This is a genomic window from Clostridioides sp. ES-S-0190-01 (assembly GCF_020658275.1).
Taxonomy (GTDB): domain Bacteria; phylum Bacillota; class Clostridia; order Peptostreptococcales; family Peptostreptococcaceae; genus Clostridioides.
Window position 1 is genome coordinate 1 of sequence record NZ_JACVWA010000038.1, and the last position, 16,708, is coordinate 16,708.

Annotated in this window: 16 protein-coding genes and 1 riboswitch; of the genes, 1 reads left to right on the forward strand and 15 read right to left on the reverse strand. The window is 26.9% G+C overall.

Going from position 1 to position 16,708, the window contains the following annotated elements; genetic code table 11:
* Positions 1–341: 341 nt before the first annotated feature.
* The 15 genes from IC214_RS13390 to IC214_RS13460 form a co-directional block, all read right to left on the reverse strand.
* Positions 342–1,970 (reverse strand): Na/Pi cotransporter family protein, encoded by a 1,629-nt coding sequence (locus tag IC214_RS13390; protein ID WP_227435832.1) that lies wholly within the window; start codon positions 1,968–1,970, stop codon positions 342–344.
* 123 nt (positions 1,971–2,093) lie between these two features.
* Positions 2,094–3,698: an NAD(P)/FAD-dependent oxidoreductase gene (locus IC214_RS13395; RefSeq protein WP_227835072.1), complete on the reverse strand. Its 1,605-nt coding sequence runs from the start codon at positions 3,696–3,698 to the stop codon at positions 2,094–2,096.
* Between the two features lie 47 nt (positions 3,699–3,745).
* Positions 3,746–4,063 (reverse strand): hypothetical protein, encoded by a 318-nt coding sequence (locus IC214_RS13400; RefSeq protein ID WP_227435827.1) that lies wholly within the window; start codon positions 4,061–4,063, stop codon positions 3,746–3,748.
* A gap of 4 nt (positions 4,064–4,067) precedes the next feature.
* On the reverse strand, positions 4,068–4,433 hold the full coding sequence (locus tag IC214_RS13405; protein WP_227435824.1) for a hypothetical protein: 366 nt from the start codon (positions 4,431–4,433) through the stop codon (positions 4,068–4,070).
* A gap of 80 nt (positions 4,434–4,513) precedes the next feature.
* Positions 4,514–5,554: a YecA family protein gene (locus IC214_RS13410; RefSeq protein WP_227481852.1), complete on the reverse strand. Its 1,041-nt coding sequence runs from the start codon at positions 5,552–5,554 to the stop codon at positions 4,514–4,516.
* 252 nt (positions 5,555–5,806) lie between these two features.
* Positions 5,807–6,391 (reverse strand): hypothetical protein, encoded by a 585-nt coding sequence (locus tag IC214_RS13415; protein WP_227481851.1) that lies wholly within the window; start codon positions 6,389–6,391, stop codon positions 5,807–5,809.
* 14 nt (positions 6,392–6,405) lie between these two features.
* The gene (locus IC214_RS13420) at positions 6,406–6,849 is read right to left on the reverse strand and encodes a hypothetical protein (RefSeq protein WP_227835070.1); all 444 of its coding nucleotides are present in this window, start codon (positions 6,847–6,849) and stop codon (positions 6,406–6,408) included.
* Positions 6,850–7,722, reverse strand: a complete 873-nt coding sequence (locus IC214_RS13425) for a pilus assembly protein PilM (RefSeq protein WP_227835069.1) — start codon at positions 7,720–7,722, stop codon at positions 6,850–6,852.
* Positions 7,723–7,983: 261 nt separating this feature from the next.
* Positions 7,984–8,334, reverse strand: coding sequence for a type II secretion system protein (locus tag IC214_RS13430; protein ID WP_227435800.1), 351 nt, complete (start codon positions 8,332–8,334; stop codon positions 7,984–7,986).
* Positions 8,335–8,386: 52 nt separating this feature from the next.
* The gene (locus tag IC214_RS13435) at positions 8,387–9,472 is read right to left on the reverse strand and encodes a type II secretion system F family protein (protein ID WP_227835068.1); all 1,086 of its coding nucleotides are present in this window, start codon (positions 9,470–9,472) and stop codon (positions 8,387–8,389) included.
* Positions 9,473–9,623: 151 nt separating this feature from the next.
* Positions 9,624–11,003 (reverse strand): GspE/PulE family protein, encoded by a 1,380-nt coding sequence (locus IC214_RS13440; RefSeq protein WP_227835067.1) that lies wholly within the window; start codon positions 11,001–11,003, stop codon positions 9,624–9,626.
* Complete coding sequence (locus IC214_RS13445) at positions 10,996–11,676, reverse strand: DUF881 domain-containing protein (RefSeq protein WP_227435794.1); 681 nt, start codon at positions 11,674–11,676, stop codon at positions 10,996–10,998. The genes IC214_RS13440 and IC214_RS13445 overlap by 8 nt, the downstream gene beginning before the upstream one ends.
* 421 nt (positions 11,677–12,097) lie before the next feature.
* Positions 12,098–12,514: an SRPBCC family protein gene (locus tag IC214_RS13450; RefSeq protein WP_227481846.1), complete on the reverse strand. Its 417-nt coding sequence runs from the start codon at positions 12,512–12,514 to the stop codon at positions 12,098–12,100.
* Positions 12,511–13,398 carry an AraC family transcriptional regulator gene (locus tag IC214_RS13455; protein ID WP_227481845.1) on the reverse strand — a complete coding sequence of 296 codons (888 nt, stop codon included), beginning with the start codon at positions 13,396–13,398 and terminating at the stop codon, positions 12,511–12,513. Before IC214_RS13455 ends, IC214_RS13450 begins: the two co-directional genes overlap by 4 nt.
* 169 nt (positions 13,399–13,567) lie before the next feature.
* A complete protein-coding gene (locus IC214_RS13460; protein ID WP_227481844.1) occupies positions 13,568–14,647 on the reverse strand; it encodes an ATP-binding protein in 1,080 nt (359 codons plus the stop codon).
* Between the two features lie 276 nt (positions 14,648–14,923).
* A riboswitch (FMN riboswitch) is annotated at positions 14,924–15,039 on the forward strand.
* Between the two features lie 186 nt (positions 15,040–15,225).
* Between IC214_RS13460 and IC214_RS13465 the strand changes: the two genes are divergently transcribed.
* Complete coding sequence (locus IC214_RS13465; RefSeq protein ID WP_227835066.1) at positions 15,226–16,596, forward strand: MFS transporter; 1,371 nt, start codon at positions 15,226–15,228, stop codon at positions 16,594–16,596.
* The last annotated feature ends 112 nt before the right edge of the window (positions 16,597–16,708 follow it).

Genomic DNA, 16,708 nt, shown 5'->3' on the forward strand with positions numbered 1-16,708 from the left:
ACTAGTAGGAAATTTACTAGACTATAGTCAAAAAGAACTATTTAAAACTATGAGATTTAAATCAGTAACACAAATTGGTGGAAATGGAAATGAAAATTCATTTAAACAAATTAAAGAAATAGCTTAACATTTTGATTATAAAATATACAGTGTTATAAACAAATGGTATCGCCATTAGACATTGAAACAATTATTCTTTATGATGATTCATTAAGAATAATTAGCCTAAATTTTAAAGGAGTTGAACTTAAAATTTGATTAGAAAAAATCAATTTTAAGACAACTCCTTCTTTTTTGTTCATTATCTATTTTAATTCTTACTTTATTTTAAATTACCATTTTTAATCAGTTCCCAATCTCTTAGCTATAACTTGTTGTGCTATATTAACAGCGTGGTCAGATATTCTTTCTAGATTACTTATTACATCTAAATAAATAACTCCATTTTCTATACTACATAAATTGTTATTCAATCTATACATATGATTAGCTCTACAAGATTTCTCCATTATATCAACTTGCTCTTCAATTTTTATAACCTTACAAGCTAAATCCACATCATCAGTTCTCATTGACTCTAAAGCATAAGTATAAGCTGAAACAACTTTATTGTACATAATATCAAGTTCAGCTTGTCCTTCTTCAGAGAAAGAAATATTTGAATCTATTGCAACTTGAGATAATTCAGCTATATTTTTAGCATGGTCACCAATTCTTTCTATATCATTAACTGTATTAAATAAGGTGTCTACAACTTCTCTAGAATTATCATCTAAAGGCGCCTTTGAAAGTTTAAGCAAGTAATTTAAGATAGCTTTTTGTAAATCATTTATTAGTTTTTCACGTCTGTATGTCTTATCTATTTTTTCAGTTGAATGTTCTACTAACGCTTCCATAGATGCATTTAAGCTTTCCTTAGCTTTTTCTCCCATACGAAGTGCTTCTTTTATCGTATTGGCAAGAGCTATGGAAGGAGTTTCTATCATTCTATCATCTATATATTTAATAGTCTTAGCTTCATCTTCATCTGCATCACCAGCTTTATCAGGAACAAGCTTAATGGCTAGTTTTATGATAACCTTTGTAAATGGTAGAAGTATTAAGACGGATATAATATTAAACAATGTGTGTGTATTAGCTATTTGTCTTGCAACATTACTTGGGTCCCAACTTGTAACTAAATTTACAATTGGTTTATTCAACAACAATAAGAATATTACTGTTCCCAAAACATTGAAGATTAAATGCATCATAGCTGCTCTTCGTGCATTTTTATTAGCACCAATACTTGATAGCAATGAAGTTACACATGTACCAATGTTTTGACCATAAAGAATTGGTAATGCTGCTGCTAGTGGTATTAAACCTTCTGCTGCTAATGCAACCAACATACCCATAGATGCACTTGAACTCTGTATTATTGCTGTAATACCAAATCCTAATAATAGTCCAAGTAGCGGATAATTACCAAATGTAACAAGTAAATCCGTGAACCCTTGATAGTCCTTTAATGGTTCAACTGCCATTTTCATAAAATCCATACCTGTAAATAATATCCCAAAACCTATAAGTATCTCGGCTATATTTTTTATTCTAGGTTTATTTCCAAATAAATAAAGTATAATACCTATACCTAATGCTACTGGAGCCATTCCAGCTAAATCAAAAGATACTAATTGGGCTGTAACAGTAGTACCTATATTAGCACCCATTATAACCCCTATTGCTTGTTTTAAAGTCATTATGCCTGCATTTACGAAACCAACAACCATTACAGTAGTAGCACTTGAACTTTGTATTACTGCTGTAACTCCTGTACCTACTAAAACTCCCATAAATAGATTACTAGTAAGTAATTTTATTATCTTTTTTAATTTTGTCCCAGCAGATTTTTGCAGACCTTCTCCCATAAGGTTCATACCATATAAGAACAGCCCTAATCCACCCATTAGACTTATTATAATGTTCAAATTATTTCCTCCTTGTAAAGAGATTACTATATTTAAAAATTTTATAACCTATTGTATTTTATCAAATTATAGGAGTAGTAATGTTAAATTCATGTTAAATATTAAAAATTCATTAAGTTTCTGTTAAATTTTTGTGTTATTAGCATATTTTTGTATTATTTTTTCTGAACATTTTATACCATCTACTGCTGCTGTGACTATTCCACCTGCATATCCAGCACCTTCACCACAAGGATATAAATTTTTAATACTTATTGACTCCAAACTGTTTTCATCTCTTACTATTCTTATTGGTGATGATGACCTAGTTTCTACACCTGTTAAAACTGCATCATGCATTGCAAATCCATTTAATTTTTTATCAAGAGATATAAATGCTTCTCTCATAGTTTCTACCACAAAACTAGGCAAACATTCATTCAAATTTGTAAGCTTGTATCCAGGTTTGTATGATGGTTCAACACTTCCTAAATTTTCAGAAGTCTTATTATTAATAAAATCTCCAACAAGTTGAACTGGCGCATTGTAATTTTTACCACCTAATTCAAAAGCTAATTTCTCATATTTTTGCTGAAAATGAACCCCTGCTAGTGGATTATCACTATCAAAATCTTCTGGAAGTACATTTACTAGAAATGCACTATTAGCATTTGTTTTATCTCTTGCATGTTCACTCATTCCATTTGTAACTATTTCAAAATCATTTGATGCAGATGCTATGACACTGCCTCCTGGACACATACAAAAAGTATATGCTGTTCTTCCATTTGAGACATGTTCTATAAGTCTATAATCAGCAGCTCCTAGTCGAGGGTGATTATAAAATTCCTTATACTGTGCTTTATTTATCAAGTCTTGAGGATGTTCAATTCTAGCTCCTATTGCAAATGGTTTCTGAATTATTTTTACACCTCTTGAATGCAACATCTCATAAGTATCTCTTGCACTATGCCCAACAGCTAATATGACTGCATCTGTATCTATTTTTTCACTATCATTTACAATTACAGATTGTATAGAATTATTTAATACAACTATATCTGTAACTTTTGAATCAAATTTAACTTGTCCACCTAGATTTATTATTTCATTTCTTATATTTTTAACTACACTTTTTAATATATCTGTACCAACATGTGGCTTATGTGAATATAATATTTCATCTGGTGCTCCAAACTGAACTAATTCTTCTAGCACTTTTCTACATCGTATATCTTTTATTCTAGTTGTGAGTTTCCCATCTGAAAAAGTTCCTGCTCCACCTTCTCCAAATTGAACATTTGAATTATTTTTAAACTTTCTAGTCGTCCAAAAATTACTTATATCCTTGGTTCTACTATCAACATCAAGACCTCTTTCAAGTATAATTGGTTCATAACCCATTTGAGCCAAAATAAGCCCTGCAAATAGACCAGCTGGTCCACTTCCAATTACTAAAGGTCTATTATTCAATTTTTTATGACCCATAGCTACATTCACATATTTTATATCTTTTATTTTTGTTACATCTTTTATTTTTGAGTTTAGTATTTTACTTTCATCTCTAACTTCTACATCTACAGAATAAACAAATTCCATCTTCCCTTTTTTTCTAGCATCTATAGATTCTTTATATATACTATATTTTATTAAGTTTTTTTCTTTTATTCTTAATTTCTTAAGTACAATATCTTTTAATAAAGATATATCTTTATCGATTCCAAGTTTTATATTAGATACCCTTAACATATTGTTTTCCTCTCTTAGATTATAATATAAAAAAGCTAGGGTTACTCCTAGCTTTCTACAAATATAACTTCTATATTCTCTTTTACTAGATTTTCTACCCAAATTTCGTCTAGCACAAATTTCTTTATTTTGTCTACAATAAGTTCTTTATCCAAATCTTTTTTTAGATTTTTTACTAAAACCATTGCTTCAACTGATTTATTCAATCTTTCAACGTATAAAGAATTAACTTTAATTAATATAACCCTTAATTCACATATATATAAATCTTCACTACCTAAAGTGATTTCATCATCGTATTTATATACACTAAATTCATATATGTTTTCATATGGTGTTATATTTTCTATACCAATAAACTCCATTAACTTATCCTCTTTTAGTTATAAGGCCTCTTATAACTTTCATGTTATTAAATACCTTTTCTAAGAAGTTTTCTGCTTCTTCATTATCCAAAAGATTTATTTCAAGATTTTCATTTTCTACAATATTTTTAGATTTGCAGTACTCCTTAGCAACTTCTACTAGTTCATTTTTTCTATCCATAGATAAATCGAACTCTTTATAGTCTATTATTATATATTGTTTAGTATCAGGTGATACACCGTTATTATATCCTATTTCTATATGATAAATAACTGCATATATTTCTTCTCCATCGTATACAGGTACTGCTGGGTTAGATTTTATAAAGTTTGTTGATACAGCAATTGCATTTCCTAAACTAAGACTCATTATTAATACCTCTTTCTACACATTATACATATATTATACTATAGATTCTTTATCTATGACTTAAAGCTTTTTATAATTAATTAAGATATTTTTAAATCTTTGTATCTTTTTCCTAATGTACTAGAGCTTATATCATATTTTTTTGATATTTGCACTTGAGTTATAGGTTGTCCTGCTTCTTTCTTAACATAGTACTCAACAGCAGCTGCCCAACCACTTTCAGCTCCTTTTATATTTTCATGACTTTTCTTATATTCATTCCAGAACTCTATACATGCATCTATATTTTCTTTTTCCACATTTTCTTTAAGAGTATCTAAAACTTTACATTCTACTTCAGCTAATTCACCTTCTAAATTAACTTTTTTACTATCATTTTTATCTCTTTCTCTTTTTAAATATTCGGCTATACTTGGGTCTAAAAGCTGTTGTATATATTTATATAATACATGTGTATGATAAATTAAGAACGTCTTCATATCTTTATATAGGTCTTTATATTGATTAAATAAATTCATAACATCATTTAAAATTATATCTTTAACTTCATTTGATATACTTATAGTTACATCTATTAATATATTAGTTCCTTCAACATCAATTATTCTAGCTATCATACAGCTTCCGATTTTAAAGCTTCTTAGAAGTTTTACATCTTCTGTGTAAAGTTCTTTCCCACTTAAACAATCTCTTAAAACTATTTTTCCTGTAGAAATTTCTTTTACTTCGTAAATGCTTACATAGGATTCAAACAAACTTTTTAATATTGAAATTTCTGATTGACTTAGGTTTGCACCATTCTCTTCAAGAAATCCAACCGTCATGACCTTTTTATTTTCCATTATGTGGTCTTGTATTAAATACGTATTAAAAAATCTTTCGAACTTTTCATTTACAGTATCATTTTGCATTATATAAAACATTTCTTTAGCTTTTTCACATTCATCTTTGAATCTATCCTGTCTTGAATAATCATATAATTTTGAATATAAATCTGTATATTGCTTTTGTGAAAGTTCAGTTTTTCTGCTTGCTCTTTCTGAAACAATATCTTTATTTAAACAACATTTCTTGTATTTTTTGCCACTTCCACAAGGGCATAGCTCATTTCTCCCTAACAATATGACTTCCACTCCCTTATTATTAAATTAAAGTACAATTTGTTATTATACCATTTTTTTATCAATCAATCTATAGTATAAGCAAATATTATCTCAAATTTACTTATATTTTGGTATAATATATTCACTTTAATTAGGATTTCGATAAAATCATTAACAATCCCTCTTACAGAAATGGATTATCGTAAAACTAATTCTTCTATAAAGTTTTATGAACTGATAATAGTTTTTTACTTTATCTATTCTTTTTTGTTATGTGACTCTAATTGTCATTTTACATTCTACAAGATTGTTTTTTTCTTGTTTATATTCGTTTGAAATGTTTTTGGCCTCAAGATTACTTGTTTTTAATTTATTAATTTCTATTTTTTCAATTTTATTATGTAACCTTAAGTTCTTCATTACACCTTCAAGTTTCAACACATTTTCAAGTTCTCCATTAACTTTTACTTCTAAATTAGTTTGTTTTTTACTGTAGTTGTCTAAGCTACTTTCTTGATTGATGTATTCCACATTTACAATATCTCTCAATTCATTTTCTACTAATAATACTATATCTTTATTTGTTTTTTTATCTAAAAATGAGTTATTAAAATTATTTTTTAATTTTGTATTACTATCTAATTCAACATTTTTTACATATCTATCATCTTTGTACCCATTACCTTTAATTTTGTAATTATCTTGTCGTTTTATTTCATTCACTATATTTTGTTTTTCTTTCTTCAAATTAGTTAGGTTCTCTTCTAGAGGTCTGGACATTACATTAACTACTAATACAATAATTAATATTAGCAATATTTTCATCAGATTTTTTTCTCTCTTATTTAATTTCAAAATTAATCACCTGTCTAACTTTTTATTCTAAATTTATAACATTCTCCATCTCTTATAATGCTGTCTATATAGTAATATTTTATGTAATTTATTTTTTTTAAATTATCTAAAATATCTAGATTATCACATACTCCTTCCATCTCCATTTTGTTTTTATCTATAGATATTTTAGTAATGTTATCTGTTCCAACTGTTTCATATATTTTTTTAATTTCATCAAGCTTTATTCTAGAAAACTTTTCTTTTGTTTTTTCCAGATTTGGTACAGTATATTTAGACTCATTTATGGGTTTATTGTGACTTATATAATTTTCTAATTCATTTATAGATTTCATATACATAAACATTTTTAATGAAACACATATTAAAATTGATATTATCGTTATTTTATAGATTTTATTATATTGCTTAGTTTCTTTAAATCCATTTAAAAAATTTATTGTTTTATAAGCTTTCATTTAAATAATCATTCCTATACTGCTTATATAAATTATACTAGTATCTCTTAAGCCCTTATCAAAATTATTTTCCACCCTTACTTTCTTTTTTAATCTCAATGGATTTACTTCAGCAATTTTTTCTGTATCTTTAAAATACTCTTCTATAAAACAATTTTCTATACCATAATAATAAACATATTTAAATCTACTTATTATTTTTTTTACTGAGTCATAGGATTTTATTTCTTTTGACAACAGATATGTTTCTTCTATTTTCTTATTTTTTGTTATGTTTATAATAAATTGATTTTTTTTGCATTCTATAAACACTCCATCTTCTATAAAATTATCTATTAAATTTAAACTTATAAGTTTTTGTAGTATATCAAAATTTATGTTTATCGCTTTTGGGTTCATATTTAGACTTTCTGAAATGATTTTAATTACTTTGATAATATTTTTAGGAAAAAGAATTACTTGTATATTTAACTTATCCTTACTAGAGTTTATAATTTTATATTTTATTGAATAGTTATTTATATTTATTGGAATATATTGTGTTATCTCAAATTCTATCATGTTTAATATGTCTCTTTTTTTCTTAGTATTCAATATCTCAATATTTCTAATAACTATGTCTTGAGTTTGAATATTAAAGTACAAATTTTTGTATGATTTTTTTATATTATTTATTTCATCTTTTACTAATTTTACTACATTTTCTACATATCCAGTTTTTTCAATCTCATCAATATCACTTTTAATATTAAAGCTAACTTCTTTTATAATAGATTTATCTATAAATATTTTTTTATAGTTTTTTCTTAAAAGTACAACCCTTATATAATCGTCATTTATTTCTAAAGTTAAAAATTTTTTAATTATAACCATCTCCTCCTTAGGTGATAATAGCTTTTAAATTTTACACAGTATATTTGATTTTTACAAAGCCTATACAGTATTTATATAGCCATATTTTAATTATATAAATACTTAATCTTTTATTTATGCATATATTAACTTTAAATAATCAATACCTATTTAAATCATTTAATTATGTTTTGAATTAAACTTAATATATCTACAATTCATTATAATTTAATACTAAAAATATCTTTATAATTTGACACTAAAAACGTATAAAAACAAATATTATCTCGGATAAAATTGTTTTGAGTTTACATTTACACTTATATCTGTACCATTATCACTTATAACAAGTTCAAACTTACCTGATGTACTTTGAGGAACTGGAACTGTACTTAGATAACCTTTTTCTTTAAGTGATTCTACACTTAGAGATTCAACTATATTTTCATCATCATTAATAGCCATACTCGCTGCGGTTACTATATTAGCTGCGTTTGTATAATCAGCATTTATCTTAGCACTTTCTTGGACCTTACCATATTTAACTAATGCTATACTAGATATGACGCCTAAAATTGTTACTACTACAATCATCTCAACAAGTGTAAATCCTTTTCGTTTTTTATTTATCAATTAAATTTTCGCTCCTTTTTAAAAGTTTTATTTAGTAAAATTTATTTTTATATTAGAAACTAGTAATTGCATCAAACATTGGAATAACCATTGATAAAACAAAAACTCCAACAATCAATCCCATGAATACAATTATTACAGGCTCTACAAATTTCATTATCTGCTCTATTTTATTATTTAATTCATTTTCATAAAATCTGTTTATTACATCTAGACTCTTATCGAGTTTTCCACTTTCTTCACCTGTATTTGCCATTGAAACAAATAACTTAGGAAATATATTTGCTAGATTCAAAGACTTACCTATACTATTTCCTTTTTTTATATAATTATTAGAAATCTTTAGTCTTTCATAAATGAATTCATTATCTATGACACTTGCTGACATCTCTATTGCATCCACTATTTGTATCCCACTACTAAGTAAAATAGATAATGCCCTTGAAAATCTAGTTGTAGCTATTAATTGATTAACTCCTTTTAAAAAAGGTATTTTGAACTTAAATAAATTAATTAATTTCTTTAGTTTATTATTTATTATAAAAAAATAAATAGTTACTATTGAAATCAATATAAGACTAAATATTAAATAACCTAGATGATTTGTAACTATTATAGAAATTCCTATTAAAACCTTAGTTATGAAAGGTGGTTCAATTCCATTACTGGCAAAAACCACCTGAAAATTTGGTATCACAAATATAAAGATAAATACTATTGATATTACAGATAATATGATAAGTATTATTGGATAGATTAAAATAGTTATTATTTTTGTTTTTAATTTATATTCTTTATCGTAATAATTAGATAAATCGCTCATTATTATATCTAAGTTTCCGCTGGTTTCACCCGCTTTTATCATACTTATAAAAAATTTAGAAAATGTTCCTGTGATTTGAAATGATTCTGCTATGGAATTCCCCTTTTGAATATGATTTGATACTGTATTAAACAAACTTTTTACTTTTTTACTAGATTGTCCTTCAATAACTTGAAATATCTTTGTAATTTCACATCCAGATTCTAGTAAAATACCTATTTCTTTGCAAATTATTCTAAGCTCTTTATCACGAATCTTGTTTAAGAGTAAATGAATCTTGTCTAAATTATAAAATATATTTTTAGATAATTTCATGTATTATAATTCCTTCCAAATTATATTAATTACAATTAAATAATCTCGATATTTTCTAATTTAATATGTTAATTTTATTTTATCTAGATATGATTTACAATCGAGAATTTTTATTAAAATCGATTGTATGAAGTTTGATTACACTGTTTAATTAAATTATTTCGTTTACTACTAAACATTCTTCTAATGTTGTTATTTTTTCATTTATTAGCCTTTGGCAGCTATCTTCAAATGTTATCATTCCATTTTTTTGTGCTACTTCTTTAACAATACTAGAATCCTTCATATCCCTTATACATGTTTTTATATCATCATTGATTTCTAGAATTTCATAAATTGCTGTTCTACCAAAATAACCTTTGTCATTGCATTTTTCACAGCCTACAGCTACTTTAGTATTTACATCTCCACTAAAATCATCTTTTATCATAATCTCATGACTACAATGATTACAAACCTTTCTAACTAGTTTTTGAGATATTACACCTATAAGAGATGCATTTAAAAGATATGGTGGGATTTGCATTTCCAATAGTCTAGCTATAGAAGATACTGCATCATTAGTATGCAAAGTGCTTATAACTAAATGGCCTGTTATAGCGGCTCTTACTGCTATCTTAGCTGTTTCTGCATCTCTGATTTCTCCAACCATTATTATATCTGGGTCTTGTCTTAATATAGCTTTAAGACCTACGTCAAAACTCAACCCTACTTTTGAATTTACTTGTATTTGACTTATTCCATCCATCTTGTATTCTACTGGATTTTCTATAGTCATTATATTTTTGTTTATCCCTCTTAAATCATTTAATAAGGAATATACTGTAGTAGTCTTTCCACTCCCTGTAGGCCCTGTTACTAATAATATTCCGGCTCTTTTACTTATTATACGATTTATAGAATTTATCGCTTCTTCTGAAAATCCAAGTTCTGATTTATCTTTTAAAAAAGTATCTCTATTAAGGATTCTCAAAACAATTTTTTCACCATATACAGTTGGGATTGATGAAACTCTAATGTCAATTAAGCTATCATCTAGCTTTATGTCTACTCTTCCATCTTGAGGAAGTCTTTTTTCTGTTATGTCCATTGAAGCTTTTAATTTAACAACTGTAGCTAATGCTGGATAAACATCTATTAAAAATTTTGATATTTCTTTTAACTCTCCATCAACTCTCATTCTAACTATCAAATGCTCTTTAAATGGTTCTATATGTATATCACTTGCGTTCTCTTTTATAGCTTTCTCTATAAGATTTTCAAATAATTTTTTTGCATAATTTTCATCAAGTTCAAAGCTATTGTAATATTTTTCTATCTTCTCACTTATAAGTTCTCTTCTTTCTTTTTTTAATATAATTTCTTTCCCTGTTGCTAGTCTCAAGTCTTGTAGTGCATATATGTCTTCATCTTCTATTTCTACTACTAGATTATCATCTTGAAATTCCACTGGAAATACATTATATTTTTTTGCAAGTTTTTCTGGTATTAACATTGGTAAACTGCTTTCCTCTAATATAATCTTACTCACCCTTTATATACTTTAATTTATTAGGTATTTTTAGTTTTTTCATAGAGATATTTTCTTCAGCTTTTATACTAACTTTCATTGGATAAGTACTTTGTATACTATCTAAATATTTACTACCTTTATCTACGTAACTAGATAGTTTATCTTTATCACCAATACATTTTATTTCATAGGGTTGTGCCACTGGAACTCCATTTATATTTATATGGCTACCTGCAAGTACAACTTCTGAGTACTGATTAATTCTTTGACCATTTATTTCTATGTATTTTCCTCCATTTGCTTTTAATTCATTTATGACTTTCACAAGGATTTTATTGTAGTCTATGCTATTGGCAATGTTTCCTGTTTTTTCATCTATGGCATCTATACTTAATACTATTCCGCTACCATTTACATCTGAATATGAAAGACTCTCCCTAAGACTTTCTATTTTAGAGATTTCATCAGAATTCTTTTGATTTTTCTTCATTGAATTAATTTCTTTATCTAATTTATCTTTCTCTTTTGCCAGTTCTTTTATAGATTTTCTTGTTATTCTTATTTCTTTTCTTATTGACTTATCCTTACTTGTATAAACTGTTTCTTCATTGCTATAATCTCTAAATATGGTTCCAACAAGCATACCTAAAATAGTACTTGCTAGTATTATAAACACATATTGTTTTTTCATACTGTATTACTCCTTACAAATTTATTTTTATATGATAATTTTCTTTAATTAAATATTAAACATTTACATATGCTTATTATATCAGAGTTATATGTTAAAATTCATCTTTAGTATATAATATCATACATTATACTTATGCCCCTACCCTACTAACATCGAATATATGGGTACATTGGATTTTGCTGTAGAAGAAAAAAATAACTTAAGTCGCCTTAAAAATAGTTTTTTCTATTTCCAATTTTTAAATATAATAAAATTAATGCTTTAGAAAATGTAATTGTAAATATAAATCTATTAAAATCTAAAATAGAAAAAGGAAATGAGTTTTTACTAGTTCATTTCCTTTTTATTTATAAATTAAAATATTTCTCCAATATAATTTAATTATAATAAATCTATATGTATACAAAGTATTAATATTTTACATCTCATTTAATTTTCTTTTTAAGTCTTCAACATATTGCATTTGTATTTTTTTTAAGTTCATAAAGAGATAAGATAAAATTTTTATAATAGGATTTTTAACATATATATTTTCTATAAACACTATTTTAGTTTTTTCATTCTCTTCAAAAAATTCACCTTGCCAATTACCATAGAAAAATTTATTTTCCATGTTAAATTTATAAAGCTTATTTTTAGTTTTTTCTGTAACAGTAAATTTTGTACTGTTTCCATCCTTATTGTACTCAATAAAAGTACTTCCATCATCGAATACTTCAATTTTACTTATATCACTTCTCCATTTATAATCACGATTGTCTGTAACTATATTCCAAACTGTTTCCACATCTGCATTAAAATAAGCTGTTATCTCAGATACTCTACATTTTTTCATAAACTCCTCCTATTTTTTATTGGAACCCAAATTTCACTAACATAATCATCTTTATTACTATCTCCTTCAAGGTAAAGTTCAAAATTGAAATCAGCAACTGGTTCATAGCTAGAGCATTGGAAAAACTCACTATATATTTTTACCCATAAGTTTTGAATAGAATTTGGCATGGCACCTGTACACTTAAAAATAGCCCACTTATGAGAAGGTATTTTAAATAAGGTAAATTTATCATTTTTAGGTTTTTCATCTGTCTCAACAGCTGCATAATAATTAAATAATTGTTTGTTTTGTGAAACTGCCATTTCATCTATTCCTAAAATCCCACCTTTTGTAATAGTGTTTTCTTTTACATAAGAAATTAGTTCTCTATACAAACTACTCTTAAACAAGTCTTGCCAAAACCTTGGTATTTGTTTTCTAAATACATCTTCATCTTTCGAAAATTGTTTTTTTAAAGCAATTACTGAAAATTCTCCCTCATCGACAATTTTGTAATCTAAAATATTTCCTCCATCTAAAGATATTTTTAATGTTATCTTGCTAAATGATTTTAGGCTTGAATTTCCTTTTCTAGCAATAGATGGCGTTATTCCATGAAATCTAACAAAGGCTTTAGTAAAGCTTTCTGCTGTTTCGTAACCATATTTAAAAGCTATGTCTATGATTTTACTATTTGAAGTAGTTAATTCAAGCCCAGCTAGTGTTAATCGTCTATTCCTAATATATTCACCAACAGATATACCTACTAATACACTAAACATTCGTTGATAATAAAACACTGACATATTTGTATACCTTGCTAAATATTCATAATCTAACTTTTCTAAAATATTTTCTTCAATATAATCAATAGATTGTTGTAATCCATCTAGCCATTTCATATGTACCCCCATATTTTATAATAAATTTTCTAAATTTTCTTGTCTTTTTGTGCAAAGATTTATCTGTTTAAATTATAGCAAAAAACAGCAGACTGCCATAGCTTCAAAGCCATAGCAGTTTGCTGTTGATTATATATACTAGTTAATATTAATTTTAAACAGACATACTTTATATATTTTCCTCATATTTTGAGATTCTCTTAACTAATTCATCTCTCAATTTTCCTACTTCATCAAATCTCATATTCGGACTATAGTAACTTTCTATAATATCATGTTTTGATTTAGCTCTCTTAAGATTTAAAATTGACCAACAAATTAAGTCATCTAAAACTTTCTCATCAAATTTAATATCTTCTTCGTATTTAAGTAATTTTTCTCTATTTAAAAATTGATTCAAATCAATTGTATCTTCATCTTTAAAAGTACTGCTTATAGTTATTCCTATATCTAAATCAGTTAATAATATAGTTTCAATTTTTTCAGGAATAAGCGGATAGTGATAAACTTCTACATTCAAACCTTTCTCAATTGCTTTTTTGTACACTTTACTCAAAAGTGTAGTTTTCCCAGAGCCTATTTCCCCTGATAAATAATAAACCTTCCCTACATCCTTTAAAATATGTTCTGTATAATCTAAGCATCCTACAGGAGTTATCCCTGAGCCAAATAAATGCTTTTCTTTCTTTAACTTTCCTGTACTATCTACTCCATCAAATAATCTTTTTATGAATTCTTCTGTAACTAAATTTACTTTTCCATAGTCCATACAGTCAGAATATTTTTCCTCGATATCTCTAAAAATTGGCTCTGCTGATTTTAAAAATTTAAATGCTCTTTTAAAAGCATTACTAATATCTTTATCATAGTTTGAAATTTCTTGTCTATTTTTTTCTAACTCCTCTGTATTCCAGTAATCTCCTAAATTAATTATTTCGTCCAAAGCACCTGGGAGTTTAGGGTCTACAGTATGTGGAGCAGTTGCATCCATAAGTACCACGCCTAGTTTCTTTATAACTACACCATCCAACGAACTTGGGTCAGAAGGGCAATGATATAATTCAATATCATATCCTCTATGCAAAAACTCTTTATAAATTTTTTTCATTAGTGAGGATTTTCCTACTCCAGGTCCACCCTTTAAACAAAAAACTCTTTTTACATTTTCCGGAATTATATAGTCAAAAAAAGAATATGAGCCTTGTGATGTGTTTCCACCTGGAAATGCCTTTTTTATCTTTCCTTCCATATTAGCGCCTCCTCATAATTTACCATACCTCTTAATTAAGATATTAATATTATACGAGTTTTGTTACAGCTTTATGCTTTTACTAAATATAAAACTTATCATTCAGCAATGACAATAACTTATTTTACTTAATTTCAATCTATTATTATACTCTAATTTAGGTTTTGTCCAAAAGTATAATAAAACCTTCTATATTGTGGTGTAGCTGTCTGTATTGCTTAAATCTAATTGTCTCGATTGTTATTTTATGTTAAAATAAAATTAAAAAATACATCTGTTTTTCTTCAGAAATGGGTGAAATTCCCTATCGGCGGTAAAAGCCCGCGAGCCTTATGGCAGAATTTGGTCAAATTCCAAAGCCGACAGTAAAATCTGGATGGTAGAAGAAAATAGTATACGAGTACCTTTATGTAATTTTACATGAGTAATCTATACAAATCCTTCAACTACCGCATTTATTCATGAAAATAAACATATTCTAAGGTACCTAAAACATAGGTGCTTTTTTGTTGTTTATTTTGTAACTATACTGTACTTATAAAACAAAATCTACTATGTAAAAGATTGGGGTGTTATCAGTGAAACAAAAATGGATAGTATTAATTATCATCTGTATTGGTGTATTTATGTCTACTCTTGATGGAAGTATACTAAATATCGCAAATCCTACAATTGCTGCCGACTTTAAAATTAATATGTCGCAAATCCAATGGGTAGTTACAGCTTATATGTTGGTTGTAACAGCTACTATGTTGTTTTTTGGGAAACTTGGCGATAAGGTGGGTTCAAATTATCTATATACGTTAGGATTTTTTGTATTTACAATAGGTTCCTTTCTATGTAGTATATCTAATAACCTAACAACATTGATTTTATCAAGAATATTTCAAGCAATTGGAGCAAGTATTTTAATGGCAACTGGACTTGGTATAGTTTCTAATGCATTTCCAGCAAATGAGAAGGGAAAGGCTATAGGAATTACTGGAGCAGTAGTTGGGATAGGGAATATGAGTGGTCCTGTAATTGGTGGAATACTTTTAGAGCACTTTGGATGGCCTTCTATCTTCATAATCAATATACCTATTGGTATTATAGCAGTTTTTCTTGGAATAAAATTTCTACCAAAACCTATTTTAGATGAACAAAACAAAAGTTTCGATATTCCAGGACTTCTATTATTTGCATCTTGTACCACACTTATCTTACTTGCAATGAATGGAGAAGGAAATACAAAATGGTATCTAGGAATAGTAGCAATTATAGCATTTTTAATGTTGGTATTAAGAGAAGTAAAATTTGAACAAAGTTTTATTGATTTACCTTTGTTTAAAAATAGAAATTTCACTATAGGCAATATTATTGGAATAGCTTGTTATTTTCCTCAAATGGCAGTATCTTTTCTACTTCCTTTTTATCTAGAGCAACTAAAAAATTTATCTCCTATGATGGCTGGTTCTGTCATGACTGTTCATCCACTTATTATGGTACTTATAGCACCTATTTCCGGTTCTCTTTCTGACAAACATGGTGCAAAAAATATTCTGACTGTATCTTTTTCATTTATGACTATTGCTCTGGTTGGAATGGCACTTTTAAAAGCTGATTCTCCATTATATCTTTTGATTCTATGCTTAATTATTTTTGGCTTTGGATTAGGTTCTTTTAGTTCACCAAACAATAGTAGTATCTTGGCAGACGTTCCTCCTCAAAAACAAGGATATGGGGGAAGTTTTCTTGCAACTGTTCGTAATTTGTCATTTGCTCTTGGAACAGCCTTTTTCAGTAGTTTCTTTGCACAAAGACTTACATATCATCAAAAGTCTACAAGTCATACACTAGCTTATGTTGCGGCTAGTAATCAATCTTACTGGATTGCAGCATCAGTATGCTTTATAGGACTCATACTTACCGTTTGCTTTATGAGAAAGACAGAAAAATCTACTTCTTAGTCAAAATTCATTACTAATTATATAAGTCAGTAAATCTTTAAACAAACTAATTTACACTAATTTTATTAATTTTATTAATTTTATTAATTTCTAACAATAATTACCGATATTT

Coding starts and splice junctions, on each gene's coding strand:
- IC214_RS13460 (WP_227481844.1), bottom strand. CDS start 14,647: ATGGAAGGAAAGATAAAAAAGGCATTTCCAGGTGGAAACACATCACAA.
- IC214_RS13450 (WP_227481846.1), bottom strand. CDS start 12,514: ATGAAAAAATGTAGAGTATCTGAGATAACAGCTTATTTTAATGCAGAT.
- IC214_RS13455 (WP_227481845.1), bottom strand. CDS start 13,398: ATGAAATGGCTAGATGGATTACAACAATCTATTGATTATATTGAAGAA.
- IC214_RS13395 (WP_227835072.1), bottom strand. CDS start 3,698: ATGTTAAGGGTATCTAATATAAAACTTGGAATCGATAAAGATATATCT.
- IC214_RS13425 (WP_227835069.1), bottom strand. CDS start 7,722: ATGGTTATAATTAAAAAATTTTTAACTTTAGAAATAAATGACGATTAT.
- IC214_RS13420 (WP_227835070.1), bottom strand. CDS start 6,849: ATGAAAGCTTATAAAACAATAAATTTTTTAAATGGATTTAAAGAAACT.
- IC214_RS13405 (WP_227435824.1), bottom strand. CDS start 4,433: ATGAGTCTTAGTTTAGGAAATGCAATTGCTGTATCAACAAACTTTATA.
- IC214_RS13445 (WP_227435794.1), bottom strand. CDS start 11,676: ATGAAAAAACAATATGTGTTTATAATACTAGCAAGTACTATTTTAGGT.
- IC214_RS13435 (WP_227835068.1), bottom strand. CDS start 9,472: ATGAAATTATCTAAAAATATATTTTATAATTTAGACAAGATTCATTTA.
- IC214_RS13400 (WP_227435827.1), bottom strand. CDS start 4,063: ATGGAGTTTATTGGTATAGAAAATATAACACCATATGAAAACATATAT.